Genomic DNA, 26989 nt, shown 5'->3' on the forward strand with positions numbered 1-26989 from the left:
AGGCTGAACGTATAAACGACCACACTCCCGATAATGCCGAAGTCAATACCGAGGAGGCTATCGACCTTCCTATCGAGAATATGACAGCCGATGATATCATTTCCGCTATCGGAGGCGTTCCCGAAGGAAAAAGCGACGCCGAAAGCAGGCTGATGCCGAAGGTCGCTGATAATATCGACGTCGACCTCTCCGAGGCAAGCAATGTTTCAGCCGCAGCTACCCCAGAGGAACTGCTGGCAGCTCTCACAGAAAAAACTGAGGGAGGTGCTAAATGAAGCTAAGCGGTATCAAATATCTCGCAGATCAGGGCGTAGAAAATATATGGAAAAATAAAATGATGGCGTTCGCAACATTCTGCGTTCTCCTTATATCCCTTCTTCTCGTCGGAATAGCAGGTCTTTTCTATATTAACCTCAATTCCATGATAAAGGGTCTTGGAAGCCAGAACGAGATCGTCGTTATTATGAAAGTGGGTACTTCCGAAAGCGAAAATTCAACTGCTGAATCCGCTATCAGGGAACTGCCCAATATCGACAAAGTAACATTTGTCTCAAAGGAAGAAGCTCTCGAAAGACAGCGCGCTAATCTTCCTAATGCTGAGAAGATCTTCGATGAGTACATCGGCTCAGATGCAAGCTTTATGCCCGATGGCTTCAGCGTTACGGTAAAGGATACCGATAAGATCGCTGAAACCACAACGGAAATAGGCAAGATCGCTCACGTACAGAGCGCTTCTGCATCACCACAGGTAGCAGAGTTCCTCAGAGAGCTCCGCAAGGTCGTTTCTCTCATCGCAGGCGCTATTATAATCGCGCTCTCAGTCATCTCTATGATAATTATCTCCAATACCACCAAGGCAAGCGTTTTCGCCCGCCGTGAGGAGATACAGATAATGAAGTATGTCGGCGCAACAAATGCCTTCATTCGTATGCCTTTCTTCGTTGAAGGCATGGTAACAGGTTTCTTTGCAGGCGCAGGCGCTTACTTCATAACATGGGCGATCTATCGCTCAGCCTATGATATGATAAAGGAACAGGGTATGCTCATGAACACCTTCGGTGTCAGCAGCCTTATCCCCTTCTCCGATATACGTCTTTACGTAGTTGTTGCCTACCTCGTTGTCGGCGCTCTGATCGGAGCTTTAGGAAGTGTCATAAGCACAAGAAAACACATTGATGTCTGACGTTATCCCACCCTATAATAATGTGAATTTTTTTATGAAAGGAGTGTGCATTCGGAGTATCTCCGAGACGCAGCTTAATTATGGAAAAGCTAAACATATTCAAGAAAACTCTTTCCTGTGTTATGAGTGCAGCTCTTACATTTGCACTTGTTTCGGTCTACCCAAAGACAACAGGCAAGAACGCCAACAACGCATCAGCTCAATCTATCGCTGAGATGCAGGAGCAGATCAACGCAAACAAAGGTAAAATTTCCGAATTGCAGGCACAGCTCGACGAGCTCGCAGGCAATAAAGCTGAAAATCAGCAGTATCAGGCTGTTCTCAACGAACAGATATCTGTGATCCAGAACAATATCAACCTCCTCAATCAGGAGCTTGAGACCCTTAACAACGATATCAACTCCGCACAGGAGAATATCGGAAACCTCAATCAGGCTATCGACAATCAGCAGCAGGCTATCGACGATAAGGTCGAACTCTTCAAGAAGCGCCTTTGCGCGATGTACGTTTCAGGCAACGACAACCTCGCTTCAGTAGTTGTAGGTACATCAAGCTTCTATGACATGATGTCAAGAGTCGAAATGGTAAACCGTATCGCTACCTACGACGAGGAGCTCATAAACGATATCCTCGGCGAGATCGACAATATGGAGGCTGACAAGAAGCAGCTCGAATCCGAAAAGCTTACTCTCGAAATGAAGGTCTCTGAACAGACCAAGCGTAAGGAAGAAAAAGCTGCCGAAATGGACAACCTCACCGAAAAAATGCATCAGACTCAGGCTGAGATCGACCGTATCGCTCAAGAAGAAGCTCTTGCAGCCGATCAGAAGGCAGAGCTTGAAGCTGCAAATGCAGAATTCAATAACAAGATCGAAGAAATAATCGCTGCTCAGGCTGCAGCTGCTCAGGCTGCATATGAGGCAGAACAGCAAAGACTTGCTCAGGAAAGAGCTGCTGCAAACGCTGCTGCCGCTCAGCAGGCTGCTCAGCAGGGACAGAGCTATACTCCTACATATACAGAACCGTCATATATCCCGGCACCTTCCGCTTCAGGCTTCGCATGGCCTGCACCCGGCTGCTGCTACATCTCCAGTACCTACGGTCCGAGATGGGGGTCATTCCACGGCGGTATCGACGTAGGTGATGCAGGTATCCACGGCAGAGCTGCTACTGCTTCTAAGTCAGGCACTGTTGTATACGTTTACAATTCATGCAGCTATGACTACCCTAAGAACGCAGGCTGTCCGTGCGGCGGCTGCGGAAATTACGGAAACCACGTAATCATCTCCCACGACGGTACATACTCTACAGTTTATGCACATCTTGCTTCTGCTTGCGTATCTGTAGGTCAGCACGTTGAACAGGGACAGACTATCGGATATATCGGCTGCACAGGCTGGTCAACAGGAGCTCATCTCCACTTTGAGGTGCGTGTCAACGGAAACCGTGTAGATCCGCTTGGATACGTTAGTCCATAACAATAAAATATACAGATTCAGGGCAGTTCACGCAACTGCCCGAATTTTTGTCAGAAAGCGATGATAAAATGAACAAGAAGATCAGTCTTGGTCTGGCACTGAGCCTTATCGCCATAGCTTCTGCGGTAACGTTCATACTCACTTCCTTCTTTTCACTTCAAAGCTTCAATAAAAAAGTCATTGATGTAAATGAGAAGAGTAAAAAATACAACTCGCTGCAGACCCTCGATTCCTACGTCCGCGAACACTACCTCGGCGATATCGACGAATCAGAGCTCAGCGACGGTATCCTAAAAGGCTATATCTCAGGACTTGACGATAAGTACTCCCGCTACCTCTCGGCTGATGAATATATCGCCGAACAGAATGAGGACGAGGGACAGCTCGTCGGTCTCGGTCTGACTCTAAGCAAGGACGAGAGCGGTTATATCCGTATCGACGAGATAATGCCCGATTCACCTGTTATCGAAGCAGGACTTAAGGTCGGCGATATCATCACTCTTATCGACGGTATTGATGTACTTGAAGCAGGCTTTGATGAATCAGTTGAAGCTATGCGCGGTCTGGAAGGCTCAGAGATAAAGCTCACCGTCCGCCGCGGCGGTATCGACAAGGACTACACCTTCACACGCCGCTCTATCGAAATGATAACCGTAAACGGCGAGATGATAACCGACCGCATCGGCTATATACAGATAACAAGCTTCAAGAAGAATACTCCCGAGCAGTTCGTGGATACGCTGGAACGCCTTACCTCAAACGGCGCAAAAGCTATAATCTTCGATGTCCGCGACAACAGTGGCGGTCTGGTCTCGGCTCTTTCGGACTGCGTTGACCCGCTTCTCCCAGAGGGAGTTATCGCCACCGCCGAGTATAAGGACGGTCACAGCGAGACTATCGTTTACTCCGACGAGAGCAGCCTGAATATCCCTATGGTAGTCCTTGTCAATGAAAATACCGCCAGCGCTGCCGAGCTCTTTGCTGCTTCACTGCGCGATGTGGGAGGTGCTGCCCTTGTAGGCGGAAAAACATACGGCAAGGGCGTTATGCAGCAGACTACCGAATTTGATAATACTAAGGGAGCTGTTGTCCTCACAGTCGCAAAATACCGCACTGCCGTTTCGGAGTGCTATGACGGCGTGGGTCTTACTCCAGATTATCCTGTGGATAATCCCGATGAGGTCGAGGACAGATCTGACGACGATCAGTACTATAAAGCGCTCGAAGTCGCTAATATGCTCCTCGGACATTAAATATGCATTCATGGGCGGAATTTTCCGCCCATTTTCTTTTTGTCAGATTGACCCTTATAATATGCGTTTTCATAAACGGTACAAAATGATGTGAAATTCAAGTGAAACACCTTGAATTTCAAAAAATAATTTTCAGATTCTACACTTTGCACAAACGAGTCATCTGCCAATAGTATAATATTGACAATAAATAAAACTTGTACGGACACCAGAGGTCATATATTATGTGGTGAGACACTTTTAAATACAGCTATTGACTTTTATTGCGTGATATAGTATAATTATATGTAATGCTATTTAAAGCTTCGGGAAGTACATGGTTTCTTTCTCTCCCGAAATGATAATATAAGGAGTGTATTGATATGGCTACAAAGAAGATGTCCAGAGAAAGCTACGACAAGCTCGTTGCAGAACTTGATGACCTTAAAATCAATAAACGTAAGGAAGTTGCCGAAAGACTTAAAGTTGCTCGTTCCTACGGAGACCTCTCCGAGAACGCAGAGTACGATGAAGCTAAAAACGAACAGGCTATCCTCGAAGCTCAGATCAACGAACTTCAGTATACTATCGACAATGCTGAGATCGTTGATGACGATAATATCTCTGTTGATGAGATCGGTATGAGCTCCAAGATCACAATAAAGCGCTTAGATACAGGCAAGGTACAGACATTCACTATCGTTGGTACAAACCATGCTAACGTTAAGGAAGGTCTTATCTCAGATGAGTCCCCTATCGGCAAGGCTGCTATGAAAAAGAGAGTCGGCGATATCTTCATCGTTGAGGCTCCCGCAGGCGAGCTGAAGTTCGAGGTCATTGAGATCTCCAAGTAATTTGAAAGGATACTTAAAATGAGCGAAAATCAGGTAAACAACCCTGTACAGGCAGAGGAAGAGCCTGCGCAGGATATAAATATACTCAAGAAGGACAGAATGGATAAGCTTGCTGACCTCAAGGAGCTTGGCAAGGATCCTTTCCAGATCACAAAGTATGACGTAACAGGTCACGCTGCTGACTACAAGAAGGAGTTCGAGGCTAAGGAAGCCGAGATACTCGCAGCTGTAGGCGATGACGAGGAGAAGAAGGCTGCTGAGCTGGAAAAGCTCAACGCTAATATTATCCGCATCGCAGGCCGTATCATGAGCTGGAGAGATATGGGCAAGGCTAACTTCATTGATGTACGCGACGCTTCCGACCGTATACAGGTATACGTTCGTTCAAACGATATCGGAGCCGACCTCTTCAAGGAATTCAAGAAGAAGTGGGATATCGGCGATATCATCGGCGTTGAAGGCTATGTATTCAGAACTCGCAAGGGCGAGATATCCATACACGCTAAGAGCATCACTCTCCTCACAAAGTCACTCCTTCCGCTCCCTGAAAAGTGGCACGGTCTGAAGGACACCGATACAAGATACCGTCAGCGTTACACTGACCTTATCATCAACCCCGAGGTAAAGGATACTTTCGTTAAGCGTTCAAAGATAATCGCTTCTATCAGACGTTACCTCGATAATCAGGGCTTTATGGAAGTCGAGACTCCTATGCTCGTTTCCAATGCAGGCGGTGCTGCTGCAAGACCTTTCGAGACTCACTACAACGCTCTCGACGAGGAAGTAAAGCTCCGTATCAGCCTTGAGCTCTACCTCAAGAGACTTATCGTCGGCGGTCTTGAAAGAGTTTACGAGATCGGCAGAGTTTTCAGAAACGAAGGCGTTGATACACGTCACAACCCTGAGTTCACTCTTATGGAGTTATATCAGGCATATACAGACTACTACGGAATGATGGATCTCACCGAGAATATGTTCCGTCACGTTGCTCAGGAAGTTTGCGGAACTACCTGCGTGCCTTACGGCGAGTACATGATCGACCTGGGCAAGCCTTTCGAGAGACTCACCATGATCGACGCTGTAAAAAAGTACTCGGGAGTTGACTTCAGCGAGATCAAGACTCTCGAAGAAGCTCGCAAGATAGCGGACGAAAAGGGTGTAGAGTACGAAGACCGCCACAAGCGCGGCGATATCCTCAACCTCTTCTTTGAGGCTTATGTTGAGGAGCACCTCATTCAGCCAACTTTCATTATGGATCACCCGATCGAGATATCTCCTCTTACAAAAAAGAAGCCCGATGCTCCTGATTATGTTGAGCGTTTCGAGCTCTTTATCACAGGCCGTGAGATGTGCAACGCTTACTCAGAGCTCAACGATCCTATCGACCAGCGTGAGCGTTTCAAGGCTCAGGAAGAAGCTCTCAGCCAGGGCGACGAAGAAGCTAACCGCACAGACGAGGACTTCCTCCGCGCTCTCGAGATCGGTATGCCTCCAACAGGCGGTATCGGCTATGGTATCGACCGTCTTGTTATGCTTCTCACAAACAGCGCATCTATAAGAGATGTACTCCTCTTCCCGACTATGAAGAGCCTGCCTGCTAATAATGGCAGAAATACACAGGAAATCAGCGAAGAATAAAACACTCGGGCGGCATAAGCATGGTGCTTATACAGAAACTTTACACGAATTTATCGGGGGAACCTTTCTGAGGAAAGGTTTTCCTCAATATCTCACGTAAAAACTTCTGTATCAGCACTGACCTTAATGCCGCCTGTTATCTTAAAAGGAAATATCTATGAAAGACAAGGATAAAACCAATATCCCCGATCCCGACAGCGAAGACAAAAAGCTCGATATACAAAAAAGCGTCTTCCAGGTCAATAAGGAGCTCCGTCAACAGCAGGAGGACAAACTCAAAAAACAGCAGGAGGAGCTCGAACGCCAGTACGCCGAGCGTGAAAAGAAAAAACGCGAGGAATACGAAAAACAGCTCCAGAATGAACGCATAGAGCTTATGCGCATGAAGCAGGGGCTCATAGATGAAAGCGAGACCATCAAGGAGGAACAGCCCGAGGAAATAAAGCTGTCGTTACCTAAAAAGATCGGCAATTTCTTCTTCCATAACAAGTGGTGGCTGGGTATTGGTGCGTTCTTCGTGTTCCTCATCTCGTTCCTGTTATACGACCTGCTGTCGAAGCCGAATCCTGACATGGTAATTCTCATGCTGTGTCCGAACGAATCTATCAGCTCGTCGGTATATCTGGAAAGCTATTTCTCGGAACTCGGCATTGACTCCAACAATAACGGAAAAGTCCTCGTGTCGGTATACTATATCCCCTACAGCGACGACGAGTACCAGAACTACACAAAGGGAGTAACAAACAAGCTCACCACCTTCCTCAACAATGCAGACGGAGTTGTCATTATCGGCGATAAAACAACTGTTACCGATCTGCTTGTGCCCGAGGAGTCACTTGTGGATCTCAGCAAGATATACCCCGATAATCCCCATGTAAAGGACTACTACTTCTATCTGAAGGATACGGATTTTGCACAGCGTCTGGGCATTCCCGATTCCGAGATACCTGATGATCTGTATTTTGCGATCCGCAAGCCGAAGGATCTCATCAATTCAAGCAAGGAAGATATGCAGGCGACATACGACAAGGACTTCCCTGTTTTCAACAAAATAGTAAACGATCTCACATAACAAAAACGGAGCTTTGTGAATACAAAGCTCCGTTTCTGTTTATCAATATCAAAACACAAGATACTCGATGACAGAGTTCGACATAAGAAAGCCCTTTGTCGTCAGCCAAACGCGCTCGCCGTCGGTTTCTGCATAGCCGTCCTTTAAAAGGGGCGGAAGTTTTCTCAGTATCTCTCCCCTGTGCTCCTCCGCATCGGACAAAAGGAGTCCCTCTTTCAGTCTCAGTCTCAGCATGGCGAACTCCTCAAAACCGCAGGGGCTTTCGTCCGTGACCGTTACATTCTGCACGGGACTGCTCACAAAATCCGCAATATCACGCTCGACTGCGAAACGCTTTCCCTTATAGCAGGAATGAGCCGCAGGACCTATGCCGAGATAGTCCATGCACTTCCAGTAACGGCAGTTATGGCGGCTCTCGAAGCCGTTTTTCGCAAAGTTCGACACCTCATACTGCATGAAGCCGTGATTTTCAAGAAGTTCCACCATTTGCAGATAAAGCTCTGCGGAAGCGTCCTCATCGGGAAGTCGGCTTCTTATCTCCTCGCAGTCGAAAGCAGTTCCGTTCTCGGTTTTCAGAATATACGCGGAGATATGCTGTATCGGCAAAGCTGCCAGACGCTCAATGGAGTACCTGAGTGCTTCGGGCTTCTGGTCGGGAAGAGCTGCCATGAGGTCGCAGGATATATTCTCAAAGCCTGCCGCAGCTGCATCGAGCACAGCCTGCTCCGCTCTTGCCGCAGTATGCAAACGTCCCAGCGTCCTTAGCTCATCATCTATCATGGACTGAACACCGATCGAAAGGCGGTTCACGCCGATATTTCGCAGTTCCGAGAGTTTCTCTGCATTGAGCGTACATGGGTTGGCTTCGAGAGTTATCTCCGCTTTTTCATCAAGTCGGAAGCTCTTTCCTATTTCATTTATCATGCTGCCGATCTTCGAAGCCGCAAGCAGCGAGGGTGTTCCTCCGCCGAAATACACTGTATCAACAAGCTGTGAATCGTCCGCGTAATGTCGTATATTACGCAAAACTGCCGCGGCGTATCCCTCCGCAGCAGCTTTAGACCAGTTTACCGAATAAAAATCACAGTATGAACACTTCCTGCCGCAGAACGGCACATGGATATATATACCGAGACTCATTTTTCGTATGCGTCGATGCGCAGTGTCTCCATCATTTTAAAGCAGAAACCGTTTACGATCTTGGGAACGATATACATATTGAGTATCAGCGCCATTACTATCGGCACCTCATGGGTATCCCACCATACGCTGTCCTTGCCGTGCATGAAAACATAGACTACAAATATAAATGAAATAAGGAAATATATAGCCGCAAATATCGTAGCTCCCTTACCGTTCACGCAGCGTTTTCCGCACTTCGGGCATACTCTGCCCTTTGATCTCATTGTCCCTGCCATTGCCTTTGTCAGCGGATTGAAGGTCTTCTCACCGCAGCATGGGCAGTTGTATATACTACTCATATTTATTCCTTTCCTTCCACAGCTGTGGACTCGACTTCTATCGGTTCAAGCTCTTTTGCGAGCTTAGTCAGCGGAACTTCGCCTGCAAGCTTTGGTGTAAGTCCAAGGCGAGCAGCTTTCTTAGCCTTTCTGCGTGTCCTGAACATACTTATAAAGTCCTCGGGGTGGAGCACTATCAACGTAAGCAGCAGCACTCCCAGCGCGACGAATATATCTCCCATATTCTCATCGAAAACAAGTCCGAATATGAGCAGGACTGCCGCTGTAACACAGAAGCCTGTTAGCGATATCTCCCTCAGCCTTATCCTTACAGCGCGGAGAACTCTGTCCGCCTTTGTATTCCTTTGCACAAACGGTTCGGCAGCAACTGTGATGATACTTGCGAAGCATATCATAACGATCGCTCCGAAAATGATATAATTTATCATATAAAGCCTCCCGTTCTCAGCTGTCCAGCTTGAGAACGCTCATGAACGCCTCCTGTGGCACTTCTACCGTACCCAGCTGGCGCATACGCTTCTTACCTTCCTTCTGCTTTTCGAGCAGCTTCTTCTTACGAGTGATATCACCGCCGTAGCACTTGGCAAGAACGTCCTTGCGCATAGCCTTAACGGTCTCACGAGCGATTATCTTACCGCCGATAGCCGCCTGAATAGGCACTTCAAAGAGCTGACGCGGAATGTTCTCCTTGAGTTTTTCCGCTATTTTACGAGCTCTTGCGTAAGCCTTGTCGGTATGGATTATAAAGCTCAGCGCATCGACTATCTCGCCGTTGAGGAGTATATCCAGCTTGACAAGCTTGCTTGGAACATATCCCATCATCTCATAATCGAATGATGCATAGCCCTTTGTGCGTGATTTGAGCACGTCAAAGAAGTCGTACACTATCTCATTGAGCGGCAGCTCGTAGTGAAGCTCGACACGGGTATCGTCGAGATACTTCATGTCCTTGAAAACGCCGCGTCTGTCCTGACAAAGCTCCATGATATTGCCCACATAGTCCGACGGCGAGAGTATGCTCGCCTTGACCATAGGTTCTTCTGCGATCTGTATGAGCGCAGGGTCGGGATAGTTGGTAGGATTGTCGATATACTGCACCTCGCCGTTGGTGAAAGTGACTTTGTATATAACCGAAGGAGCAGTTGTTATCAGGTCGAGGTTGTACTCTCGTTCAAGACGCTCCTGAATTATCTCCATGTGGAGAAGTCCGAGGAAGCCGCAGCGGAAACCAAAGCCGAGAGCGATAGAGGTCTCGGGCTCGAACGACAGCGATGCGTCGTTGAGCTGGAGCTTCTCCAGAGCTTCGCGGAGATCGCCGTACTTAGCGCCGTCAGCAGGATATATACCCGAGAATACCATGGGATTGACCTTGCGATAACCGGGGAGCGGCTCGTCGCAGGGGAACTCGTCATTAGTAACGGTATCACCCACCTGAGTGTCGCCGATGCTCTTGATAGAAGCCGCGATATAGCCAACTTCACCTGCTTCGAGACTGCCGTTGTTCACAAGGTTCGTAGCGTCCATAAAGCCTGCTTCAACAACATTGAAAACAGCTCCTGTAGCCATAAGGCGGATATTGTCTCCCACCTTAACCTTGCCTTCCTTTACGCGGACGTAGATGATAACGCCCTTGTAGGAGTCGTAATAGCTGTCGAAAATAAGCGCTTTGAGGGGCTTTTCGGGATCACCCTTAGGCGCAGGGATATCGGTAACTATCCTTTCGAGAACCTCCTCGATGTTCACGCCCATTTTCGCAGAGATACGCGGAGCGTCCATAGCAGGGATACCGATGACGTTCTCCACCTCGTTGCAGACGCGCTCGGGGTCAGCCGAGGGCAGGTCTATCTTGTTGACAACGGGGACGACTTCGAGATCGTGCTCGATAGCGAGATAGGTATTCGCAAGAGTCTGCGCCTCGATGCCCTGTGAAGCATCGACCACGAGGATCGCACCCTCGCAGGCAGCGAGAGAACGTGACACCTCGTAATTGAAGTCAACGTGACCGGGAGTGTCGATGAGGTTGAAGATATAGTCCTCGCCGTCCTTGGCAGTATACTTCAGGCGTACCGCACGAGCCTTGATAGTGATGCCGCGCTCACGCTCGATATCCATATTGTCGAGAAGCTGATCCTCCATATCGCGGATAGCGACAGTTTCGGTCTTTTCGAGGATACGGTCGGCAAGTGTGGACTTACCGTGGTCTATATGTGCTATAATACAGAAATTTCTGATCTTATCGTTAGCCAATGTTTTACCTCTTTTCAAAACATATTTACTCATGATAATTATAACAGAAACGGCGCGGTTTGTAAAGAGTTTTGCGGCATAAAAAAGAGCGGACACAAAGTCCGCCCTCAGTTTTTATTAAAACTTATCTATATCTGTTGTTATGTTCTTCTATAGCTTTATCAATAAGTCTGTTTATCTTGCGAACTGTAATTCTGCCTGCATAACCGTCAGCATCTACTGCACCAATATTTTTATAAACCTTAGCCTGAATATATTTAACTGACTTTATTGTGTTCGGACCATAGTATCCATCAACTATCAGCCTTTTACTTCTGTCAAAATTCAGATTTTCGATAACGAAGTTAATAGCTGACTGAATCCATTTTACTTCATCGCTACAAGCGTAAGGATTATAGTATCCATTTGCTCTTGTAGGCTCAGGATACTGCTGAAAATATGTATCATAGTTACCAGATGCTGATGCGGTCAGTGTATTTTCACTGAAAACTGATACATTATTTGATACTGCTGGTGCAAGTGTAAGCGCACACATAACTGCTGCTGATGTAACAACAAATGCTCTTTTAATTTTGTTCATTGATATAAACCCTCTTTAAATTAGTAATGTTAAAATTGGTATGTTTTGTAAAAAGTGCACTAAATTACAGTTATTATTATAGCATAGATATTGCTGTTTGTCAAGTTCTTTAAATTTAAATAAATAATAATACAATAGTAATTAACAAATATTAAATCATACAAAAAATTGACGGATAAAAAATAAGGGCGGATAATATCCGCCCCTACACATAGTATCAATTATGCTTTTCCGGCGATAGATCTCTTGCCGAGGAGGAACTCCTGGATAGCCAGAGCGTCCTCGGTAGTAACTCCCTTGCTTGTGCCGGGGATATCAGCGTTATTCTGACCCTGAACAGTGATATGTGTCTTTTCAGTACCAGTTATGCTGTACTTGTCAGGATTTGCAAGACTCTGCATTACGAGAACAACGTCACCCATGTCAACGCTTCCGTCGCAGTTAGCATCGCCGAGCTTAACGTCCTTGACCTCGGTAGTAACTGTTGTAGTGGTACTGCTTGTAGTAGTGGTATTGCTTGTAGTAGTGGTATTGCTTGTAGTAGTTGTCTGCTTTGAAGTAGTCGTTATAGTCGCAGATGTGGTAGTAGTAGTGATCTTAGGCTGGTCACTGCCATTTTTACCACCGTCCATATTGCTGCCCTCGCCTGAAGCCACGAAGTCGCCCAGTGAAACGCCGTTGCCTGCTGTTCCGAGCGGTATCTTGTGGTCAAGGCTTATGTACTTGCCGCTCTTTGTCTGCCAGAGTGAAGGCTCAACGAATTCGTACTTCTCGTCGTCCCACTTCTGGAAGTTATCATACATAAGTCCGCCTGTATCCGATGAATTCTCATTGAAGCACCAGAATGTGTGGTGGATACGCTTCTTTATCATGTAGTCACGCAGAGTTGTGAGCCAGTGAGTATTTGCACCTGACGGGTCATTCTCCTTGTCTATGAAGCCGCCCCATTCGCCCATGAGCAGCGGAGCCTTATGCTCCTCAACAAGATATGCCCATGTGTCGTACCAGTACTCTTTAAGGAGAGACTCCTCGTCGAATTTATAGCTTGTCCAGTTTGGCTTTGTGCCTGTTAAGTGGAACCACTCCTGCTCATATACAAACGGACCGTAGTCGTGAGGAGAATATACGAGCTGGCTCTGGCTTGAACCAAGATCTACAGGGAAATCCTTTGCGCCGCGGAAGTTAGCTCCCCACCATGCGCCGTAATACGGCTGATACTCGGACTCGCCGTAGTGAGCATAGTCAGTAGATGGTGAATTCCAGTCGAATCCCTTTTCGATCTTCGGGTAAACCTCGATACCCTCTACCATTATGAGGAGGTTAGGGTTCTTATCGAGGCACGCCTTAGCACCCTTTTCAGCACCGTAGCGCCAGTTATTGGCATCTGAGGAACCGTCCCATTTTGCAAAGCTGCCCTCGTCCTTTTTGCCGTGGGGTTCGTTCTTCAGGTCGATAGCGATAATGGTATCGTCGTCCTTGTAGTAGTCTGCGAACCATGCAAGTGCATCGAGCCAGTCCTTCTCGGAAAAGTTATTATCGTACCAGAGCGGAAAATTATGACCAGCGGAATTTGTGGTAGCGCAATGGATATCCATCATTATCTTGATGCCGTCCTCTTTGCACCATTCAACTACCTTGTTCCAGATGTCAAAGCTGTACATAGGTGTACCGCCTTCAACGCCCTCTATGGTAAGCTCAGGATTTTTATACTCGTTGAGCTTGATTATTGGATCGGGCTTTCCTGCCTTCCACTGGAGAAGAATCTCTGTAGACATAGGTACACGGAGCAGATTGAAGCCGTGATCTGCGATAAGATCAAGACAGTGGTGAACGTTTGCCGACCATGCACCGTCAAATATCTGGCTGCCTACGTTGTAGCCGAACCAGTTTACACCTGTGAGCCATACCTCGTTGCCGTTCATATCAACGATCTGTGCTTTATCGTTGACATGGAGCCAGTCGTCGTGACAGTCATCTACAGCAACTGCGACATTAGTATCGCCGCTCTGAGCTGCTGTAGGAACAAATACTAATGCTGCGGCTGAAGCTGATGCAACGAGCTTCTTTAAAATTGATGTTGCCATGTTTTTTCCCTCTCTTTTCAGCAAAAATATGATAACTTCATTATAACCTCTTTTTACACGGTTGTCAACGATATTTGCGTGTTTCCGCAATAATTGCAGCTTTTTATCATATTTTCACGATGCAAAGAAAAAGTTTGAATCAAAAGAGAGTATCACAGCTCCATTTTTATCAACAGCTCTTCTATGGAATCTGCAAGGTGCACCGACTTTCTGTCAACGGACTGAACTGCCAGTACCTCGTCGGACTCGTTATCTGCCATTACCAGCCATCCGTCGTCGCCGTCTATGGAGCAGCCTCCTATTTTCAGCCAATTGTGCTCATTAAGGTAATTCGTGTCCTCGAAATTGAAGTTTACCGCAAGCAGCTCCGATATATCGGTATCGGGAACAAGCATATCAAGAGTCACCCCTATAGTGCCGAGCTCGCTGTCAAAATGCCCGTCAAGGGGCAGAAACCGGTATACCGACAAATATTCCCTTATCTGTTCGGATACACGGAATCCCAGTATGCTTTCGGCTTTGGCAAAGTCCACAGGCTTATCCTGCAAAACGGGTGTCCATTCCGCATAGCCCTCATTATCAAGAGTATCGTTCAGATACAGTCCCATATGGCTAAGTTTTTCGATATACGGCTTTTTTCTGAGAAAAATGACAGCGTTTGCGGCTTTTTCAAAGTAGGTATCGAATGCTTCTTTCATTGACATGGCGTTTCCTCCGTTTACTGATTTTTTATTATTATATCAGCACACAGCGCCAAAGTCAATCGCCCTATTTCAGCAGCTCCTCACGCATATAGTTCAGCAGTTTCTTTTCGCGGCGCGACACCTGCACCTGCGTCATACCGAGAGCCTTTGCGGTCTTTGACTGAGTGAGCCCCTTGAAATAGCGGAGCTCCAGCAGAACGCGGTCATTTTGGGCGAGCCGTGACATTATCTGCCGAAGTGCAAGGAGGTCGGTTATGTTCTCATCGGGAGCTTCGGTAGGGATATCGGTCTGTCCCTCGTCGTCATCAGCGGAAGTAAGTGACAGCAGCGGCTGGCTAACGCAAAGCGCTTCTGAAACGTCGCTCTCATCTGCCCCCGAAAGCTGTGAAAGCTCGGCTATAGTTGGTTCGCGCATCTCGCGCTGACGGAACTCCTCGCAGATACGCTGCAAACGCATAGCCAGCTCCTTCAGGCTGCGGCTGACACGGATAACTCCACCGTCCCTGAAAAGCCGCTTTATCTCTCCCAGTATCACAGGAACGGCATAGGTGGAGAACTTCACGTCCCTGCCGCTGTCGAACGCCTTCACAGCTTTGAGCAGCCCGATACAGCCTGCGGAATACAGGTCTTCGTACTCTATCCCACGTCCGCGGAAACGGTTCGCGCAAAGGTGGACAAGTCCCAGATTTTCCTCGGCAAGAGGCTTCTTTGTCTCAGTCTCCATGTTCCGACAGCCTTTTGCGCATAGTTATGGTAGTCCCCTTGTCGGGAGCGCTTTTCACTTTCAGCTTGTCCATAAAGGTCTGCATGACGGAAAAGCCCAGTCCCGAGCGCTCCTCCTCGGGAGCAGTAGTAAAGAGGGGCTCCATTGCCTGCTCCACGTCTGCTATCCCGCAGCCCTTGTCCTTTACTCTTATGTATATTATCCTTTCGGGCAGCAGCCTTACTGTCAGCTCGATATTGCCTTTTTTATGCCTGTAGCCGTGGACTACCGCATTCGTAACTGCTTCGGAGACAGCTGTCCTTATATCGGAAAGCTCCTCCACTGTGGGATCTGCCTGCACCAGAAACGACGACACGACAGCCCTTGCCGTGCTCTCGTTGACAGACAGCGACGGCATGGTGAATTTTATCTCATTCAGTATTTCCATTGCTTTTTCTCCTTTTTTCAGTCAGCCGTTAGTCTTCAGCTATTGCAGGAGCTGCCTTTGGCAGCCCGTATTTGCAAGTTCATGTTATATTTGCATATCGTGCCGAAACGAAAACAAATCAAAGTTTTCGTACAGAGTGAGCGAGACGGCTCAGTCCGCAGCATGGCAAGGTGGCAGCGTCACTCTGCGGCTAAGGGCTGACGGCTTTATTACATTACAGTATCTTCACTATGCGTTCTATGCCTGCAAGCTTCAGAACGCGCTTTATGTACGGCTGAGGATTGTGTACCTCAAGCCTGCCGCCGCACTCGCGCATCAGCTTGCTGCGTCCCATTATAAGCCCGATGCCCGAGCTGTCCATGAACGTTATACCGCCGAGATCTATGGCAAGCTCACGGGGCTGGGCTGTTATTATGTAGCGGTCGAGCTCACTGCGCAGTTCCTTTGCATTGTGGTGGTCTATTTCACCGCTGAGCACCGCAACTGCTGAACCGTTCTCACTTTTTATGTCTATTTTCATCGCCTTTCCTCCTTTTCAGTGACGGCTTATGCCTCTTTATGCCCTATTATACCACCGCAGCCGACAGAAATTTGTCGAAACCGCGCCCGTGTTTATTTTTCTCAAAAACAATTGAAACTTTCGCCCTTTGGTGATATAATGTAGTATGTGTTATTATGACCGATTAAAAATGTTTCAGGGGGAAAATATGGTTTTATACTTTTCGGCTACGGGAAACACCGAATTTCTGGCAAAGGAGCTTTCAAAAAGGCTCGGTGACAGTTCTCTGAACCTCATAAACAGGATAAAAGAGCAGGACTTCTCGCCTGTCGCTTCCGACAAGCCCTTTGTGATCTGCGCTCCTGTATATATATGTGAGATGCCTCGTTTTCTCAGCGCTTACCTCAAAAAGCTCCCGCTGACAGGCTCTGATAAAGTATACTTCATCATGAGCAGTGCCGGCTACAGCGGTATTTCGAGCTATCTTGCGAAAAAGCTGGCAAAGAGGAAGGGACTTCGTTACATGGGGTGCAGCGAAGTCGTTATGCCGAGAAATTACTTCATCGGGCATTATCCCATGCAGTCGGGCGAGGAAATAAAGCAGCGCCTGCTCAATGCTTACGAACAGGTCGGCAGCATCGCCGATAATATCGCAAAAGGCAAGATGCTCCGTTCCCGTCACGTCTATATGTTTGAGAAAGCCATCACACTGCCCTTCAATCCTGTCTGGAGCAAACTCAAGCTCAAGGCAAAGGACTTCGCCGCTACTGACAAATGCGTGACCTGCGGCAGATGCGTGCAGGTGTGCCCCCTCAATAACATCTCCATAAAGGACGGCAGACCCGTATGGAGCGACAACTGCACACACTGCATGGCGTGTATCGGGAACTGTCCTGCCGAAGCCATAAATTACGGCAATGCAGGCGCTTCCAAAGCAAAGTACAACTTCAGTAAGTACAAACACTTCCTGAACGAAAAAAATACCGATATCCACACCCCTGACCCAAAGATATACAAAAGGAGAAAAAATGGCTAAACAATTCTGGAAAGGCAGTACTCTTCTCGCACCCGTGCCTGCCGCTCTCGTGACCTGCGGCACTATGGAAGAACCCAATGTGCTCACTATCGGCTGGACGGGCATAGTATGTACAAGACCGCCAATGACCTATATATCTGTGCGTCCCGAACGCTATTCCCATGATATCATAAAGAATTCAGGCGAATTCGTCATAAATCTCACTACCTCGGCTATGTGCCGCGAGACCGACTTCTGCGGTGTCAAAAGCGGCAAGGATACCGACAAGCTGGCAGTCTGCGGCTTCCATACCGTCCCTGCACACGAGGTAGCTCCGCCGCTTATCGAGGAATGTCCCCTGAGCCTTGAATGTCGGGTCGTTGACGAAAAGCTCCTCGGCTCTCACACCATGTTCCTTGCCGAGATAGTCGGCATAGACGCTGACGAGAAGTTCATCGACAGCAAGGGCAAACTCAATTTACAGCAGTGCGGTCTCATGGCTTTTGCCCACGGTGAATACTTCGCCCTCGGAAGGAAGCTGGGCGACTTCGGATTCTCTGTCCGCAAAAAGAAGAAGCACCGCAAGCCGCCGCAGAAAAAGTCATGACGAGATATCCTCGATGAAGCGCTTCAGTTCACTCTCGGACGAGAAATATATCCCATCGGCGAGCATCTCCCTGTCATGGTCGGGAAGCAGGCGCAGGTCAACATCTATCAGCAGGTACGGCTTTTCAGCTCCCCTTCTGAACACCGCAGCCCTTCCCCCGCTCTCACGGACAGTGAAAAGAGGGTCTTCCTCCTGCTCAATGGCAGCTGCTGCCAGCCGTGTTTCGAGATTGTGTCTGCGCACTGTTTGTCCCAATGTGCATACCGTTATGAACCCCGATACCGTTATTGCTGTAAGAAGCGTAAAATAAATCATTTTCGCACTTTTCAGCGTCATTATATCACTCCTTTGCCGAATTATCCTTAAATATTATCGCCCGATTTTTCTATATTATACAAAATGCCGATTTTTTCGGAAAAGCCTTAACATTTACGCATCAAAGTGATATAATGTATAATGTATATTTATATGCAAAAATATATTTGAAAGGAGCTGCCGCCTCTTTCATGGCGGTCATTCTTGCAAAATGAAAGATAAAAATTACCCACCTTCCGATCAGTTCAGCAGCAGACCTGCCGAACGTCAGACACCACCAAAAAAGAAAAAGAAAAAACACAGCAAGCCTTTCATCATCTTCAAAAAGCTGATGACTGTTATCGCTACCACGCTGCTCTCGCTGACGCTGGTATGCATTATAACGGGTACTATCGTTACAACGGCTCTGACTGTCTACGTCCTCAACTTTATGGACGAATCAACAAATATTACTATCCAGGAGCTGGAATCGGGAAGCGATACCTACTTCTACGGTGACGAGCTCAATCCCGAAACAGGCGAACCTGAGCTTTCTGTCATACACTGGGTGCCTAACCAGGTAAACCGTATCCCTGTCGGCATAGAAAGAATCCCACAGCACGTCCGCAACGCTTTCGTTTACACCGAGGACGAGCGTTTCTACGTTCATGACGGTGTTGACTACAAGCGTACATTCTCGGCTTTCGCAAATATGTTCCTTCACTTCTACGATACCGAGCAGGGCGGTTCAACTATCACTCAGCAGCTCATCAAAAACCTTTCGGGCGATGACGAACATACCCCGCAGCGTAAGATACGTGAGATATTCTCCGCTATGCAGCTGGAAAAGACCTACTCAAAGGACGAGATACTTGAGGAATACCTCAATTATATCAGCTTCGGCGGCGCTACAAACGGTATACAGCTCGCTGCTATCAACTACTTCGGAAAGAGCGTCGAAGACCTCACTATCCCCGAGGCTGCTGTTCTCGCTGCTATCCCTAAGAGCCCTGAGGAATACGGCCCTTACGTTGAGTACTATGAGGACGACGACCCGAACAAGCGCCTGCTTATCGACGGACGTGCAAATAACAAGCCCCGTCAGGAATACGTTCTCTACAAGCTCTATGAGAACGGCGTTATCTCATACGATGAATACCAGCAGTATATAGCTGCTCCGCTCATATTCAGAGACTCAGAGGAATACAAACAGGCTCACCCGGAGGAGGAAGCTCAGAAGCTCGAAGAGGAAGAGCGTTCTTACAGCTGGGTAGTCGATGCGACTTACTATGAAGCTGTACAGATATTCATGGACAAGTTCGATCTCGAATACGACAAGGCTATGGAAAAGCTCCAGAAGGGCGGCTATAAGGTATATACCACCTACGATGCAAGAATGCAGAAGCATGTTGAGGATAAGCTCCTCGACATAAACAATATAGTACCTGATTGGCAGGTACGCAAATACGCCGACATGGAGCCATACGGCAGCCCTGACGGCGTAGCAGAGGAATACCTCCCGCATATCGCTTTCGTCGCTCTGAACTACGAGGGCGAGGTGCTCTGTGCAGTCGGCGATATCGGACCAAAGGTAGGCTCTCTCGGCACAAACTACGCTGTTCGTAAAGCAGACGGCAGACAGGTAGGTTCAACTATCAAGCCTATCACGACCTATGGCTACGGTATCGAAACAGGTCAGATCTGCTGGGGAACACCTATAAAGAACTACGGTATCTTCAAGGGCGAGGACGGAAATATGTGGCCGTTCAACTACGGAAGAGAAGCAGGTAACGGTAGTAACCTTCCTGTATATTACGCACTCCAGAAGTCTTTCAATACTGTTCCTGCTCAGCTCTGCGAACAGTTCGGCATAGATAACGTATACAAGTTCGCTACGGAAAAGCTCGGCTTACAGCTCGATCCCGCAGATAAGAACTACTCACCTCTGACCATCGGTTCACTCGATACAGGTGTAACTCTCGAAAACCTCGTAAACGCTTATCTCCCTTACGGAAACCGCGGTATCTATAACGAGGCTCACATAATCTCACGTATCGAGGACAGCACTCAGCAGATAATCTACCAGAACAACGGCAACCCAAGACCTGCCGTATCTGACGAGACCGCATGGGTAATGAACAGACTCCTCAAAAACGTTGTTGAAAACGGTACAGGTACTGCCGCAAGACTCACCAACAAGGTCGTAGTCGGAAAGACAGGTACTACCGAGGACTGGTACGACGAGTGCTTCGTAGGTCTTACACGCGATTTCGTAAGCGGTATGACCATGGGTTATAAATACAAGACTCCTTCGCTTGAACTTAAAGGCATCAATTCAGCTCAGATATGGCAGAACATCATCGGTGATTACGCTAATACGATGTACCCTGATACAGGAAGTGACTTCGACTCAGTCAAGTCTGTAATCGAAGCTCCTATGTGTACTTCTACAAACCAGATCGCAGGACAGTACTGCGGCAAGGGTCCGATAGGCTACTGGAAGTCGGAAGTTACAGATACCTATTCTCCTCCATACTGCGCAGGCGCTCACGGTTACTCGAATAATTCACAGACAGGCGGCAGCACCACAGGCAACGGCGGCGGTACTGCTACAGGCGGCGGTACTGCTACAGGCGGCGGCACTGCTACAGGCGGCGGCACTGCTACAGGCGGCGACGCTACAGGCGGCGGCACAGGCGGCGGTACTGCTACAGGCGGCGACGCAACAGGCGGTGCAGGCGGCTACACAGGCGGCGATGCAACAGGCGGCGGCACAGGCGGTTACACAGGCGGCGGCGACGCTACAGGCGGCGGCACAGGCGGCGGTACTGCTACAGGCGGCGGCGGTGACGCAGGCGGTTACACAGGCGGCGGCGATGCAGCAGGCGGCGGCGGTGACGCAGCAGGCGGCGTTTAATATTGATAACAGGTGATATTTTGAACGATAAGATCAGATTGTGCTGTCCATGCCATTTTGGGCTGGAAAGCGTATTAAAATATGAAATACAAAAAATAGGCGGTACTGACCTGAAAGTCAGCGACGGAAAGATAAGCTTCACGGGCGACGAGAATATCCTCGCCCGCGCCAATCTTTGCCTTTCTACCGCAGAGAGAGTTCTTGTTGAGCTCATCGAATTCAAAGCCACGACCTTTGAGGAGCTCTTTCAGGGCGTTAAGGCTGTGGAGTTGGAACGCTACATCGGTCCACAGGACGCTTTTCCTGTAAAGGGATACTCCCTCAACTCTGCACTTCACAGCGTTCCCGACTGCCAGTCTATAGTAAAAAAGGCGGCAGTTGAAAGGCTCAAATCCAAGTACGGTATAAACTGGTTCGACGAAAGCGGTCCCACAGTGCAGATAAAGTTCAGCATACTCAAGGACGTGGTTTCCATTTACCTCGACACAAGCGGTGTGGGACTTCACAAGCGCGGCTACAGGAGAAATTCCAACGCCGCACCGATCAAGGAGACTCTCGCAGCAGGCATCATCGACCTTGCAAGAGTCCGTCCCGACTCAATAGTATGCGATCCTTTCTGCGGAAGCGGTACTCTCCTCATAGAAGCTGCTCTCAAAGCGCTGAAAATAGCTCCCGGCATCAACAGACGCTTTGCGGCTGAAAAATGGAGCTGCTTCGATCCGAAGCTGTGGCAGGAAGAAAGAAAAAGAGCTATCGACAGCGTTGACAGAACCGCTGAATTTCACGGAATAGGCGCTGATATCGACGACGCAGCCGTAGCGCTGACGCTGGATAACGCTCACAAGGCAGGCATAAAGTCAAGGCTGAAGATCGAACAGGCTGATATAACGAAGTTCGTTCAGCCTGAGGACTCAATAGTCATCTGCAACCCTCCATACGGCGAGCGACTGCTCGAACTGAGAGAGGCTGAGGACATATACCGCAAAATGGGAAGAGTCCTCGGAAAGGGCGGCAGCAAACAGAGCTACATCATCTCCCCACACGAGGAGTTCGAGAAGTTCTTCGGCGCGGAAGCACACAAGCGCAGAAAGCTCTACAACGGCATGATAAAGTGTCAGTTATATATGTACTTCTAACTATAATTTTCATAGAGCCATTTAAGGGAACGCTTTCATTTGCAAGGCGTTCCCTCTTTCAAAACAGACCAACATACTGCTTGCAAAACTAAAAGCTCCGTTTTTCGCGGAGCTTTCATTTTAGGTGATGATATGAGATATGCATTAAAAAGAAGGCTGCTGCACCTGTTCTTCCCGACCCGATGCCCCATATGCGGCTGCATAATAGGAGCTATGGACAGATTCTGCACAGACTGCTCCGATAAGCTGAACGTTTATGATGACTGTCTTAGCATTGAAGGCGCTGAGAGCTTTACTGCCGCTTTCAGATATGACGACACTTCTAAGCCTGCAATATTTCTCCTGAAACGCGGCGTGGACGGAAATGCAGCGTATGCACTCGGCGGAGCTCTGGCTGACAGGATAAAAGCCGACGGTATCGCAGACTGTATCGACGTTATAATCCCTGCACCCATGCACCGAAAAGACATAAGGCGCAGAGGTTTCAATCAGGCAGTTCTTATAGCCCGTGAGGTCGGACGGGAGCTCGATATCTCCGTCGATGAAAAGGCAGTCTCCAAAACACGCCTTACTCAGGCACAGAAGCAGCTGGACAGACTTTCCAGAACAATGAATCTAAAGAACGCTTTTACCGCCGATCCCTCCCGACTGAAAGGCAAACGTGTACTGTTGGTCGATGACATATGCACAACGGGCAGCACTCTCCGCGAGATAACCTCTGTCATAAAGAAAAACGGCGCAGCTTCTGTCAGATGTGCCTGCTGCTGTAAGACCTACAGGAATGATCCCAAAGGAACTTCTGAACGAGTATCGCAAAATGCTCAGCCCAAAACATAATAAAACTGCGGTTTTAACATCTTGAACAGCTAAACCAAAGCCCCGAAGCATCGCAAAACACTTCGGGGCTTTTATCATCTCTTTTTCTGGAATTCCTTTATGTCATATATCGGGTCGCTGCCTGACAGATTTGCATAAAACGCAAGTATCACCGAGGCATCTGACGAATCCACAAAGCCGTCGCTGTTTACGTCAGCCGCCTTGTTCTGGCGTGGGTCAGTGAATGAAGATGCTTCGCCAATGGACTGCAATGCGTATTCCTTGAGGACCGTCGATGCGTCAACTGCATCAACGAACTTGTCATTGTTTACATCGCCGAGAATATAATCAAGGTTTGCAAGAACCTTTATACCTCCCCTATCAAGACCACTGCTGAATATGTACTTTGTCATGGCATCTGCCTTTTCGTCATACGCATAATTGCTGAAAAGCGGCTGTAACTTGCCGTATTTGGACTTTCCAATCTCAAAGGTGAACTCGTCCCCTGCCTTGCAGTCATCAGGGAGAGTTACATCTATCGTCCACATTACGCCGTCCTTGCCGAGGTCAGCCTTACCGCTGGTGCTCAGCACAACGAAGTCCCCTGTATCGCCCATTACATTTACAGCGGTAAGCTCGTCTATAGCCGCACCCTTCTTGATCTCGCCTATCTTCAAGCGCTTGTCGTAGTATACATATAATAATGTATCACAGTAGAGCTTGTCCGCGCCTTCAACGGATATAACGAGCTGTTCCTTTCTGCCCACAGCATCTTCAAAATAGACCTCTGTGCGGCTGAGTCTGAACTCAGGCTTTCCCTGCTGAGCTGCTCTGCTTGTGGTAGTGGAAGTAGTTGTCGAAGTTGTTGTGGTGGAAGTTGTACTCGTAGTTGTGGTAGTGGGCTTCGATGTTGTGGAAGTCGTACTCGTTGTCGTGGTAGTGGGCTTCGATGTTGTGGAGGTCTTACTCGTAGTCGTGGTAGTGGGCTTCGATGTTGTGGAAGTCTTACTCGTAGTCGTGGTAGTGGGCTTCGATGTTGTGGAAGTCTTACTTGTGGTCGTGGTAGTGGGCTTCGATGTTGTGGAAGTCTTACTTGTAGTCGTGGTAGTGGGCTTCGATGTTGTGGAAGTCGTACTCGTTGTCGTTGTCATGGGAGCCGGAGCAACAGAAGTAGTTGTTAAGACAGGCTGCTCATTCCTGATAGTTCTGCTTATGTAGTTGTACCTCATTGCATAATCGAGAGCCATTGAACCTCTGTAGCTGCGGATTATTCCGTTATATCTTGATGCTTTGCCGTCCGCAGCAGCTGCATTGCATATTGTATCTCCGCTGTCATATATCTTGCATTCCGAGTTGTATATCTCTATCTCGTCAAGCTTTGAGCAGTTCCTGAAAGCGTCTTTTTTTATCTCGGCAACACTTGCAGGAAGCTTTATAAAGGTTATCGCCGAACCGTCAAAAGCAGTTTCGTCAATAACAGTCACGGGCAGTCCTGAAATATTCGTCTCCACTGTGATCTCGTCCTTTGCAGCTTTACCGCTGTATAGCTCAACGTGATCGCTGTACTTTCGGTATATCACGTCACCTACCGATACTGTGGAATAGCCGAAAGTATCTGTCTTAACTATGTCCTCGCCGACTGTACTTGCCGCAGGAACTGAACCTGCCATGATAAAAGCTGCGATAGCTGCTGATATTACTCTATTAAGCTTCATACTTACCTCCCTGATATAATAAACTGCCGAAGTCTCGGCAGAATTTATTTTTTGTCGTTATAATCGTAAAAAAGCTCGTCCATGAGCTTGTCATAGCCGCTTCTGTCTCCGAAGGCAGCTTTTATCAGAGCGCCTGCATTTCTGAATATGAGCTTGAAATACAGCAAGTCTCCCATATCGTCAAACTTCCTTGTGGAATTGATGAGGTGATTTTTCTTCAGACAGCCATACCTCCTGCCAATCGACTTCCCGTATGCTCTCAGAGCCTTTGCAGTAGCGATATCCTCGCCTGCCTTTTTATCGGCAAAGCCTCCCACAGCCTCAAAGCTTGACTTTTCAGCCCAGAATATACCGCAGTACAGTCCCGTCAGTCCGAAACCTGCACGGCACATCATATCATTGAGCCATAACGGAAACGAATAACGCTCGAAGCGAATGGGCGCTCCGCCGCCAATGTACTTTCTGCTGTTGAGCATACCAAGAACTTCACGGATAGTCCCGTCAGTCATGCGGTTATCGCAGTCGATGGTCATTATCACCCTTCCTTGCGCAGCCCTGATGCCTGCATTTCGCACAGATGCTATGCACCTGCTCTCATCTGAAATGACCCGCGCACCGTTTTCAGCAGCAAGCTCTGCCGTTAAGTCGGTGCATCTGTTGCATACAACGATGATCTCAACACCGCACTTTACACGAGAAGCCGCCTGTTTTATGGAATCAATGCATCTTACCACATATTTTTCCTCATTATGTGCAGGCACGATCACTGATACAGCTATTTTACCCATAAATGGCTCATCTCCTCCGAAGTTGACTATAATACTCTATTATTATAAGCTTTTAATTAATAAAAGTCAATAGCAGCGCGGACGACAACCGTTCGTCCCTGCAACAGGCTCATGTTACATATATTCAGATCCGTCCGTGATATCGGACACGATCAATTCCATCTTCCCCGTTCCGAATTATGCTAAAGGCTGAGCTCTCTGACTAACCACTAATTGCTGAATCTTAAAAAACTTTAAAAAAATGCTTGACAACTACAATTATATATGTTAAAATGGAAGTACCTCGTTGGGGGTCTATTTTTTTGTCCCGGTGCGAGGGAGGCAAACAACCTACCTTCGGTAACGAAGGAAGTACTAATTCAGGAGGTGCCGATATGAGAGTAAAGGTTACTTTAGCTTGCACAGAGTGCAAACAGCGCAACTATGTTTCCAAGAAAAACAAGAAGAACGACCCTGACAGAATCGAAATGATGAAGCATTGCAAGTTCTGCAGAAAGCATACTCTTCACAGGGAAACAAAGTAATCGGAAGGGGTATTTATGGCTAAAGATACAACTTCAGAAAAGAAGTCCGAGAAAAAGGAAGGCGGAAAACTCCGCAAATGGTTCAAGGACCTCAAAATCGAATTCAAAAAAGTGGTTTGGCCAACCAAGAAGACAGTTGTCAACAACACCTCAGTTGTTGTGGGCGTTATAGTCGCTTCAGCTGCACTTGTTGGAATCATCGATCAGTGCTTTCTTTTCGTACTGCGTCTTATCTATAACGCAGGCTAATTTCTAAAGGAGATCAGGAGGAATATTATGTCAGAAGCAGCAAAGTGGTATGTTATCCACACGTATTCAGGCTATGAGAATAAGGTAGCTCAGAATATTGAAAAGGTTGTCGAAAACCGTAAGCTTCATGAACTTATCCAAGAGGTCAGAGTCCCTACAGAAAAAGCTACTGAGATCACAGACGGCAAAACCAAGGAAGTAGAACGCAAGACCTATCCGGGCTACGTTCTCGTAAAAATGATAATGAACGATGACTCATGGTACGTCGTTAGAAATACCAGAGGCTGTACAGGCTTCGTCGGACCCGCTTCAGAGCCTACTCCCCTTTCGGAAGAGGAAGTTCAGAAGCTCTTCGGTATTGAGGTAGCATCAGTTACCGTCAATTTCAAGGTCGGCGATAGTGTGCGTATCTCGGGTACTGCTATGGACGGATTCATCGGCGTTGTTCAGAACATCAATCTCGACGATCGCTCAGTAGATCTTCTTGTATCTATGTTCGGTCGTGAAACTCCTACTACCCTGCCTATAAGCCAGGTAGTTCTGGTAGAGGATTAATTCAGGTCAAAAAGAACCCATTAGCTTAGGGGTTCAGTGGGAGAGGTAAAATAATTCTTGCCTCGCCATTTACCACATTTATGGAGGTGCGAATACATGGCACAGAAAGTAGTTGGCTACATTAAGCTTCAGATCGCAGCAGGAAAGGCTACTCCTGCACCACCTGTTGG

The 26989-nt window shown here is 47.9% G+C and carries 27 protein-coding genes and 1 pseudogene; 15 read left to right on the forward strand and 13 right to left on the reverse strand.

Features of this window, described 5'->3' with window-relative positions:
- Window positions 1-271: 271 nt before the first annotated feature.
- The 6 genes from ftsX (at window position 272) to K6G33_RS00745 (ending at window position 7457) form a co-directional block, all read left to right on the forward strand.
- Window positions 272-1183: a permease-like cell division protein FtsX gene (ftsX, locus tag K6G33_RS00720; protein ID WP_296775141.1), complete on the forward strand. Its 912-nt coding sequence runs from the start codon at window positions 272-274 to the stop codon at window positions 1181-1183.
- Window positions 1184-1263: 80 nt separating this feature from the next.
- Window positions 1264-2661: a murein hydrolase activator EnvC gene (locus K6G33_RS00725; protein ID WP_296775142.1), complete on the forward strand. Its 1398-nt coding sequence runs from the start codon at window positions 1264-1266 to the stop codon at window positions 2659-2661.
- 68 nt (window positions 2662-2729) lie between these two features.
- Window positions 2730-3914 carry a S41 family peptidase gene (locus K6G33_RS00730; RefSeq protein ID WP_296775143.1) on the forward strand — a complete coding sequence of 395 codons (1185 nt, stop codon included), beginning with the start codon at window positions 2730-2732 and terminating at the stop codon, window positions 3912-3914.
- Between the two features lie 362 nt (window positions 3915-4276).
- Window positions 4277-4747, forward strand: a complete 471-nt coding sequence (greA, locus tag K6G33_RS00735) for a transcription elongation factor GreA (protein ID WP_296775145.1) — start codon at window positions 4277-4279, stop codon at window positions 4745-4747.
- 18 nt (window positions 4748-4765) lie between these two features.
- A complete protein-coding gene (lysS, locus tag K6G33_RS00740; protein WP_296775147.1) occupies window positions 4766-6385 on the forward strand; it encodes a lysine--tRNA ligase in 1620 nt (539 codons plus the stop codon).
- A 157-nt stretch (window positions 6386-6542) separates the two neighbouring features.
- Window positions 6543-7457 carry a hypothetical protein gene (locus tag K6G33_RS00745; protein ID WP_296775150.1) on the forward strand — a complete coding sequence of 305 codons (915 nt, stop codon included), beginning with the start codon at window positions 6543-6545 and terminating at the stop codon, window positions 7455-7457.
- 48 nt (window positions 7458-7505) lie between these two features.
- Here K6G33_RS00745 and hemW read toward each other — a convergent pair whose 3' ends face one another.
- The 10 genes from hemW to K6G33_RS00795 all read right to left on the reverse strand — a co-directional run bounded on the left by hemW (window position 7506) and on the right by K6G33_RS00795 (window position 16224).
- Window positions 7506-8597, reverse strand: a complete 1092-nt coding sequence (gene hemW / locus K6G33_RS00750; RefSeq protein ID WP_296775152.1) for a radical SAM family heme chaperone HemW — start codon at window positions 8595-8597, stop codon at window positions 7506-7508.
- Window positions 8594-8938, reverse strand: a complete 345-nt coding sequence (locus K6G33_RS00755; RefSeq protein ID WP_296775154.1) for a hypothetical protein — start codon at window positions 8936-8938, stop codon at window positions 8594-8596. The genes hemW and K6G33_RS00755 overlap by 4 nt, the downstream gene beginning before the upstream one ends.
- Before the next feature lie 2 nt (window positions 8939-8940).
- A complete protein-coding gene (locus K6G33_RS00760) occupies window positions 8941-9366 on the reverse strand; it encodes a hypothetical protein (RefSeq protein ID WP_296775156.1) in 426 nt (141 codons plus the stop codon).
- 16 nt (window positions 9367-9382) lie between these two features.
- The gene (lepA, locus tag K6G33_RS00765) at window positions 9383-11185 is read right to left on the reverse strand and encodes a translation elongation factor 4 (RefSeq protein ID WP_296775159.1); all 1803 of its coding nucleotides are present in this window, start codon (window positions 11183-11185) and stop codon (window positions 9383-9385) included.
- 124 nt (window positions 11186-11309) lie between these two features.
- Window positions 11310-11765, reverse strand: coding sequence for a hypothetical protein (locus K6G33_RS00770; RefSeq protein WP_296775161.1), 456 nt, complete (start codon window positions 11763-11765; stop codon window positions 11310-11312).
- Window positions 11766-11986: 221 nt separating this feature from the next.
- The gene (locus K6G33_RS00775; protein WP_296775164.1) at window positions 11987-13849 is read right to left on the reverse strand and encodes a cellulase family glycosylhydrolase; all 1863 of its coding nucleotides are present in this window, start codon (window positions 13847-13849) and stop codon (window positions 11987-11989) included.
- 152 nt (window positions 13850-14001) lie between these two features.
- On the reverse strand, window positions 14002-14553 hold the full coding sequence (locus K6G33_RS00780) for a SecY-interacting protein Syd (protein WP_173449758.1): 552 nt from the start codon (window positions 14551-14553) through the stop codon (window positions 14002-14004).
- A gap of 64 nt (window positions 14554-14617) precedes the next feature.
- Window positions 14618-15277, reverse strand: a complete 660-nt coding sequence (locus K6G33_RS00785) for a sigma-70 family RNA polymerase sigma factor (protein ID WP_296775167.1) — start codon at window positions 15275-15277, stop codon at window positions 14618-14620.
- Window positions 15267-15704 (reverse strand): anti-sigma F factor, encoded by a 438-nt coding sequence (gene spoIIAB, locus K6G33_RS00790; RefSeq protein ID WP_296775170.1) that lies wholly within the window; start codon window positions 15702-15704, stop codon window positions 15267-15269. The genes K6G33_RS00785 and spoIIAB overlap by 11 nt, the downstream gene beginning before the upstream one ends.
- A 214-nt stretch (window positions 15705-15918) precedes the next feature.
- On the reverse strand, window positions 15919-16224 hold the full coding sequence (locus K6G33_RS00795; protein ID WP_296775171.1) for an STAS domain-containing protein: 306 nt from the start codon (window positions 16222-16224) through the stop codon (window positions 15919-15921).
- Between the two features lie 187 nt (window positions 16225-16411).
- Between K6G33_RS00795 and K6G33_RS00800 the strand changes: the two genes are divergently transcribed.
- Window positions 16412-17239: an EFR1 family ferrodoxin gene (locus tag K6G33_RS00800; RefSeq protein WP_296775173.1), complete on the forward strand. Its 828-nt coding sequence runs from the start codon at window positions 16412-16414 to the stop codon at window positions 17237-17239.
- Window positions 17232-17825, forward strand: a complete 594-nt coding sequence (locus tag K6G33_RS00805; protein ID WP_296775175.1) for a flavin reductase family protein — start codon at window positions 17232-17234, stop codon at window positions 17823-17825. The genes K6G33_RS00800 and K6G33_RS00805 overlap by 8 nt, the downstream gene beginning before the upstream one ends.
- Here K6G33_RS00805 and K6G33_RS00810 read toward each other — a convergent pair.
- On the reverse strand, window positions 17820-18161 hold the full coding sequence (locus K6G33_RS00810) for a hypothetical protein (RefSeq protein ID WP_173449752.1): 342 nt from the start codon (window positions 18159-18161) through the stop codon (window positions 17820-17822). The genes K6G33_RS00805 and K6G33_RS00810 overlap by 6 nt on opposite strands.
- 190 nt (window positions 18162-18351) lie before the next feature.
- Between K6G33_RS00810 and K6G33_RS00815 the strand changes: the two genes are divergently transcribed.
- From K6G33_RS00815 to K6G33_RS00825, 3 genes are all read left to right on the forward strand, one after another.
- Window positions 18352-21036, forward strand: a complete 2685-nt coding sequence (locus tag K6G33_RS00815) for a transglycosylase domain-containing protein (RefSeq protein ID WP_296775178.1) — start codon at window positions 18352-18354, stop codon at window positions 21034-21036.
- A 20-nt stretch (window positions 21037-21056) separates the two neighbouring features.
- Window positions 21057-22172: a class I SAM-dependent RNA methyltransferase gene (locus K6G33_RS00820; RefSeq protein ID WP_296775180.1), complete on the forward strand. Its 1116-nt coding sequence runs from the start codon at window positions 21057-21059 to the stop codon at window positions 22170-22172.
- A gap of 132 nt (window positions 22173-22304) precedes the next feature.
- Window positions 22305-23009: a ComF family protein gene (locus K6G33_RS00825; protein WP_296775183.1), complete on the forward strand. Its 705-nt coding sequence runs from the start codon at window positions 22305-22307 to the stop codon at window positions 23007-23009.
- A 74-nt stretch (window positions 23010-23083) separates the two neighbouring features.
- On the opposite strand, the gene K6G33_RS00830 is transcribed toward K6G33_RS00825, so the two are convergent.
- Entirely contained in the window at window positions 23084-24703 is a 1620-nt protein-coding gene (locus tag K6G33_RS00830; RefSeq protein ID WP_296775184.1) for a dockerin type I domain-containing protein, read from the reverse strand.
- Between the two features lie 44 nt (window positions 24704-24747).
- The gene (locus K6G33_RS00835; protein WP_296775186.1) at window positions 24748-25491 is read right to left on the reverse strand and encodes a glycosyltransferase; all 744 of its coding nucleotides are present in this window, start codon (window positions 25489-25491) and stop codon (window positions 24748-24750) included.
- A 374-nt stretch (window positions 25492-25865) separates the two neighbouring features.
- On the opposite strand from K6G33_RS00835, the gene rpmG reads away from it, so the two are divergent.
- From rpmG to K6G33_RS00855, 4 genes and pseudogenes are all read left to right on the forward strand, one after another.
- Window positions 25866-26015 carry a 50S ribosomal protein L33 gene (rpmG, locus tag K6G33_RS00840; protein ID WP_164163891.1) on the forward strand — a complete coding sequence of 50 codons (150 nt, stop codon included), beginning with the start codon at window positions 25866-25868 and terminating at the stop codon, window positions 26013-26015.
- Window positions 26016-26030: 15 nt separating this feature from the next.
- Entirely contained in the window at window positions 26031-26264 is a 234-nt protein-coding gene (secE, locus tag K6G33_RS00845) for a preprotein translocase subunit SecE (protein ID WP_296775190.1), read from the forward strand.
- Between the two features lie 27 nt (window positions 26265-26291).
- Window positions 26292-26819 (forward strand): transcription termination/antitermination protein NusG, encoded by a 528-nt coding sequence (gene nusG, locus K6G33_RS00850; RefSeq protein ID WP_296775193.1) that lies wholly within the window; start codon window positions 26292-26294, stop codon window positions 26817-26819.
- 96 nt (window positions 26820-26915) lie between these two features.
- Window positions 26916-26989 (forward strand): annotated as a pseudogene (locus K6G33_RS00855) (50S ribosomal protein L11); the annotation flags it as partial.

This window comes from Ruminococcus sp. (assembly GCF_024691275.1).
In the GTDB taxonomy this organism is placed as follows: domain Bacteria; phylum Bacillota; class Clostridia; order Oscillospirales; family Ruminococcaceae; genus Ruminococcus.

What these genes read in the sequence shown, in the direction of transcription:
- ftsX (WP_296775141.1), top strand. Translation starts at nt 272, where the DNA reads ATGAAGCTAAGCGGTATCAAATATCTCGCAGATCAGGGCGTAGAAAAT.
- K6G33_RS00725 (WP_296775142.1), top strand. Translation starts at nt 1,264, where the DNA reads ATGGAAAAGCTAAACATATTCAAGAAAACTCTTTCCTGTGTTATGAGT.
- K6G33_RS00730 (WP_296775143.1), top strand. Translation starts at nt 2,730, where the DNA reads ATGAACAAGAAGATCAGTCTTGGTCTGGCACTGAGCCTTATCGCCATA.
- greA (WP_296775145.1), top strand. Translation starts at nt 4,277, where the DNA reads ATGGCTACAAAGAAGATGTCCAGAGAAAGCTACGACAAGCTCGTTGCA.
- lysS (WP_296775147.1), top strand. Translation starts at nt 4,766, where the DNA reads ATGAGCGAAAATCAGGTAAACAACCCTGTACAGGCAGAGGAAGAGCCT.
- K6G33_RS00745 (WP_296775150.1), top strand. Translation starts at nt 6,543, where the DNA reads ATGAAAGACAAGGATAAAACCAATATCCCCGATCCCGACAGCGAAGAC.
- hemW (WP_296775152.1), bottom strand. Translation starts at nt 8,597, where the DNA reads ATGAGTCTCGGTATATATATCCATGTGCCGTTCTGCGGCAGGAAGTGT.
- K6G33_RS00755 (WP_296775154.1), bottom strand. Translation starts at nt 8,938, where the DNA reads ATGAGTAGTATATACAACTGCCCATGCTGCGGTGAGAAGACCTTCAAT.
- K6G33_RS00760 (WP_296775156.1), bottom strand. Translation starts at nt 9,366, where the DNA reads ATGATAAATTATATCATTTTCGGAGCGATCGTTATGATATGCTTCGCA.
- K6G33_RS00770 (WP_296775161.1), bottom strand. Translation starts at nt 11,765, where the DNA reads ATGAACAAAATTAAAAGAGCATTTGTTGTTACATCAGCAGCAGTTATG.
- K6G33_RS00775 (WP_296775164.1), bottom strand. Translation starts at nt 13,849, where the DNA reads ATGGCAACATCAATTTTAAAGAAGCTCGTTGCATCAGCTTCAGCCGCA.
- K6G33_RS00780 (WP_173449758.1), bottom strand. Translation starts at nt 14,553, where the DNA reads ATGTCAATGAAAGAAGCATTCGATACCTACTTTGAAAAAGCCGCAAAC.
- K6G33_RS00785 (WP_296775167.1), bottom strand. Translation starts at nt 15,277, where the DNA reads ATGGAGACTGAGACAAAGAAGCCTCTTGCCGAGGAAAATCTGGGACTT.
- spoIIAB (WP_296775170.1), bottom strand. Translation starts at nt 15,704, where the DNA reads ATGGAAATACTGAATGAGATAAAATTCACCATGCCGTCGCTGTCTGTC.
- K6G33_RS00795 (WP_296775171.1), bottom strand. Translation starts at nt 16,224, where the DNA reads ATGAAAATAGACATAAAAAGTGAGAACGGTTCAGCAGTTGCGGTGCTC.
- K6G33_RS00800 (WP_296775173.1), top strand. Translation starts at nt 16,412, where the DNA reads ATGGTTTTATACTTTTCGGCTACGGGAAACACCGAATTTCTGGCAAAG.
- K6G33_RS00805 (WP_296775175.1), top strand. Translation starts at nt 17,232, where the DNA reads ATGGCTAAACAATTCTGGAAAGGCAGTACTCTTCTCGCACCCGTGCCT.
- K6G33_RS00810 (WP_173449752.1), bottom strand. Translation starts at nt 18,161, where the DNA reads ATGACGCTGAAAAGTGCGAAAATGATTTATTTTACGCTTCTTACAGCA.
- K6G33_RS00815 (WP_296775178.1), top strand. Translation starts at nt 18,352, where the DNA reads ATGAAAGATAAAAATTACCCACCTTCCGATCAGTTCAGCAGCAGACCT.
- K6G33_RS00825 (WP_296775183.1), top strand. Translation starts at nt 22,305, where the DNA reads ATGAGATATGCATTAAAAAGAAGGCTGCTGCACCTGTTCTTCCCGACC.
- K6G33_RS00830 (WP_296775184.1), bottom strand. Translation starts at nt 24,703, where the DNA reads ATGAAGCTTAATAGAGTAATATCAGCAGCTATCGCAGCTTTTATCATG.
- K6G33_RS00835 (WP_296775186.1), bottom strand. Translation starts at nt 25,491, where the DNA reads ATGGGTAAAATAGCTGTATCAGTGATCGTGCCTGCACATAATGAGGAA.
- rpmG (WP_164163891.1), top strand. Translation starts at nt 25,866, where the DNA reads ATGAGAGTAAAGGTTACTTTAGCTTGCACAGAGTGCAAACAGCGCAAC.
- secE (WP_296775190.1), top strand. Translation starts at nt 26,031, where the DNA reads ATGGCTAAAGATACAACTTCAGAAAAGAAGTCCGAGAAAAAGGAAGGC.
- nusG (WP_296775193.1), top strand. Translation starts at nt 26,292, where the DNA reads ATGTCAGAAGCAGCAAAGTGGTATGTTATCCACACGTATTCAGGCTAT.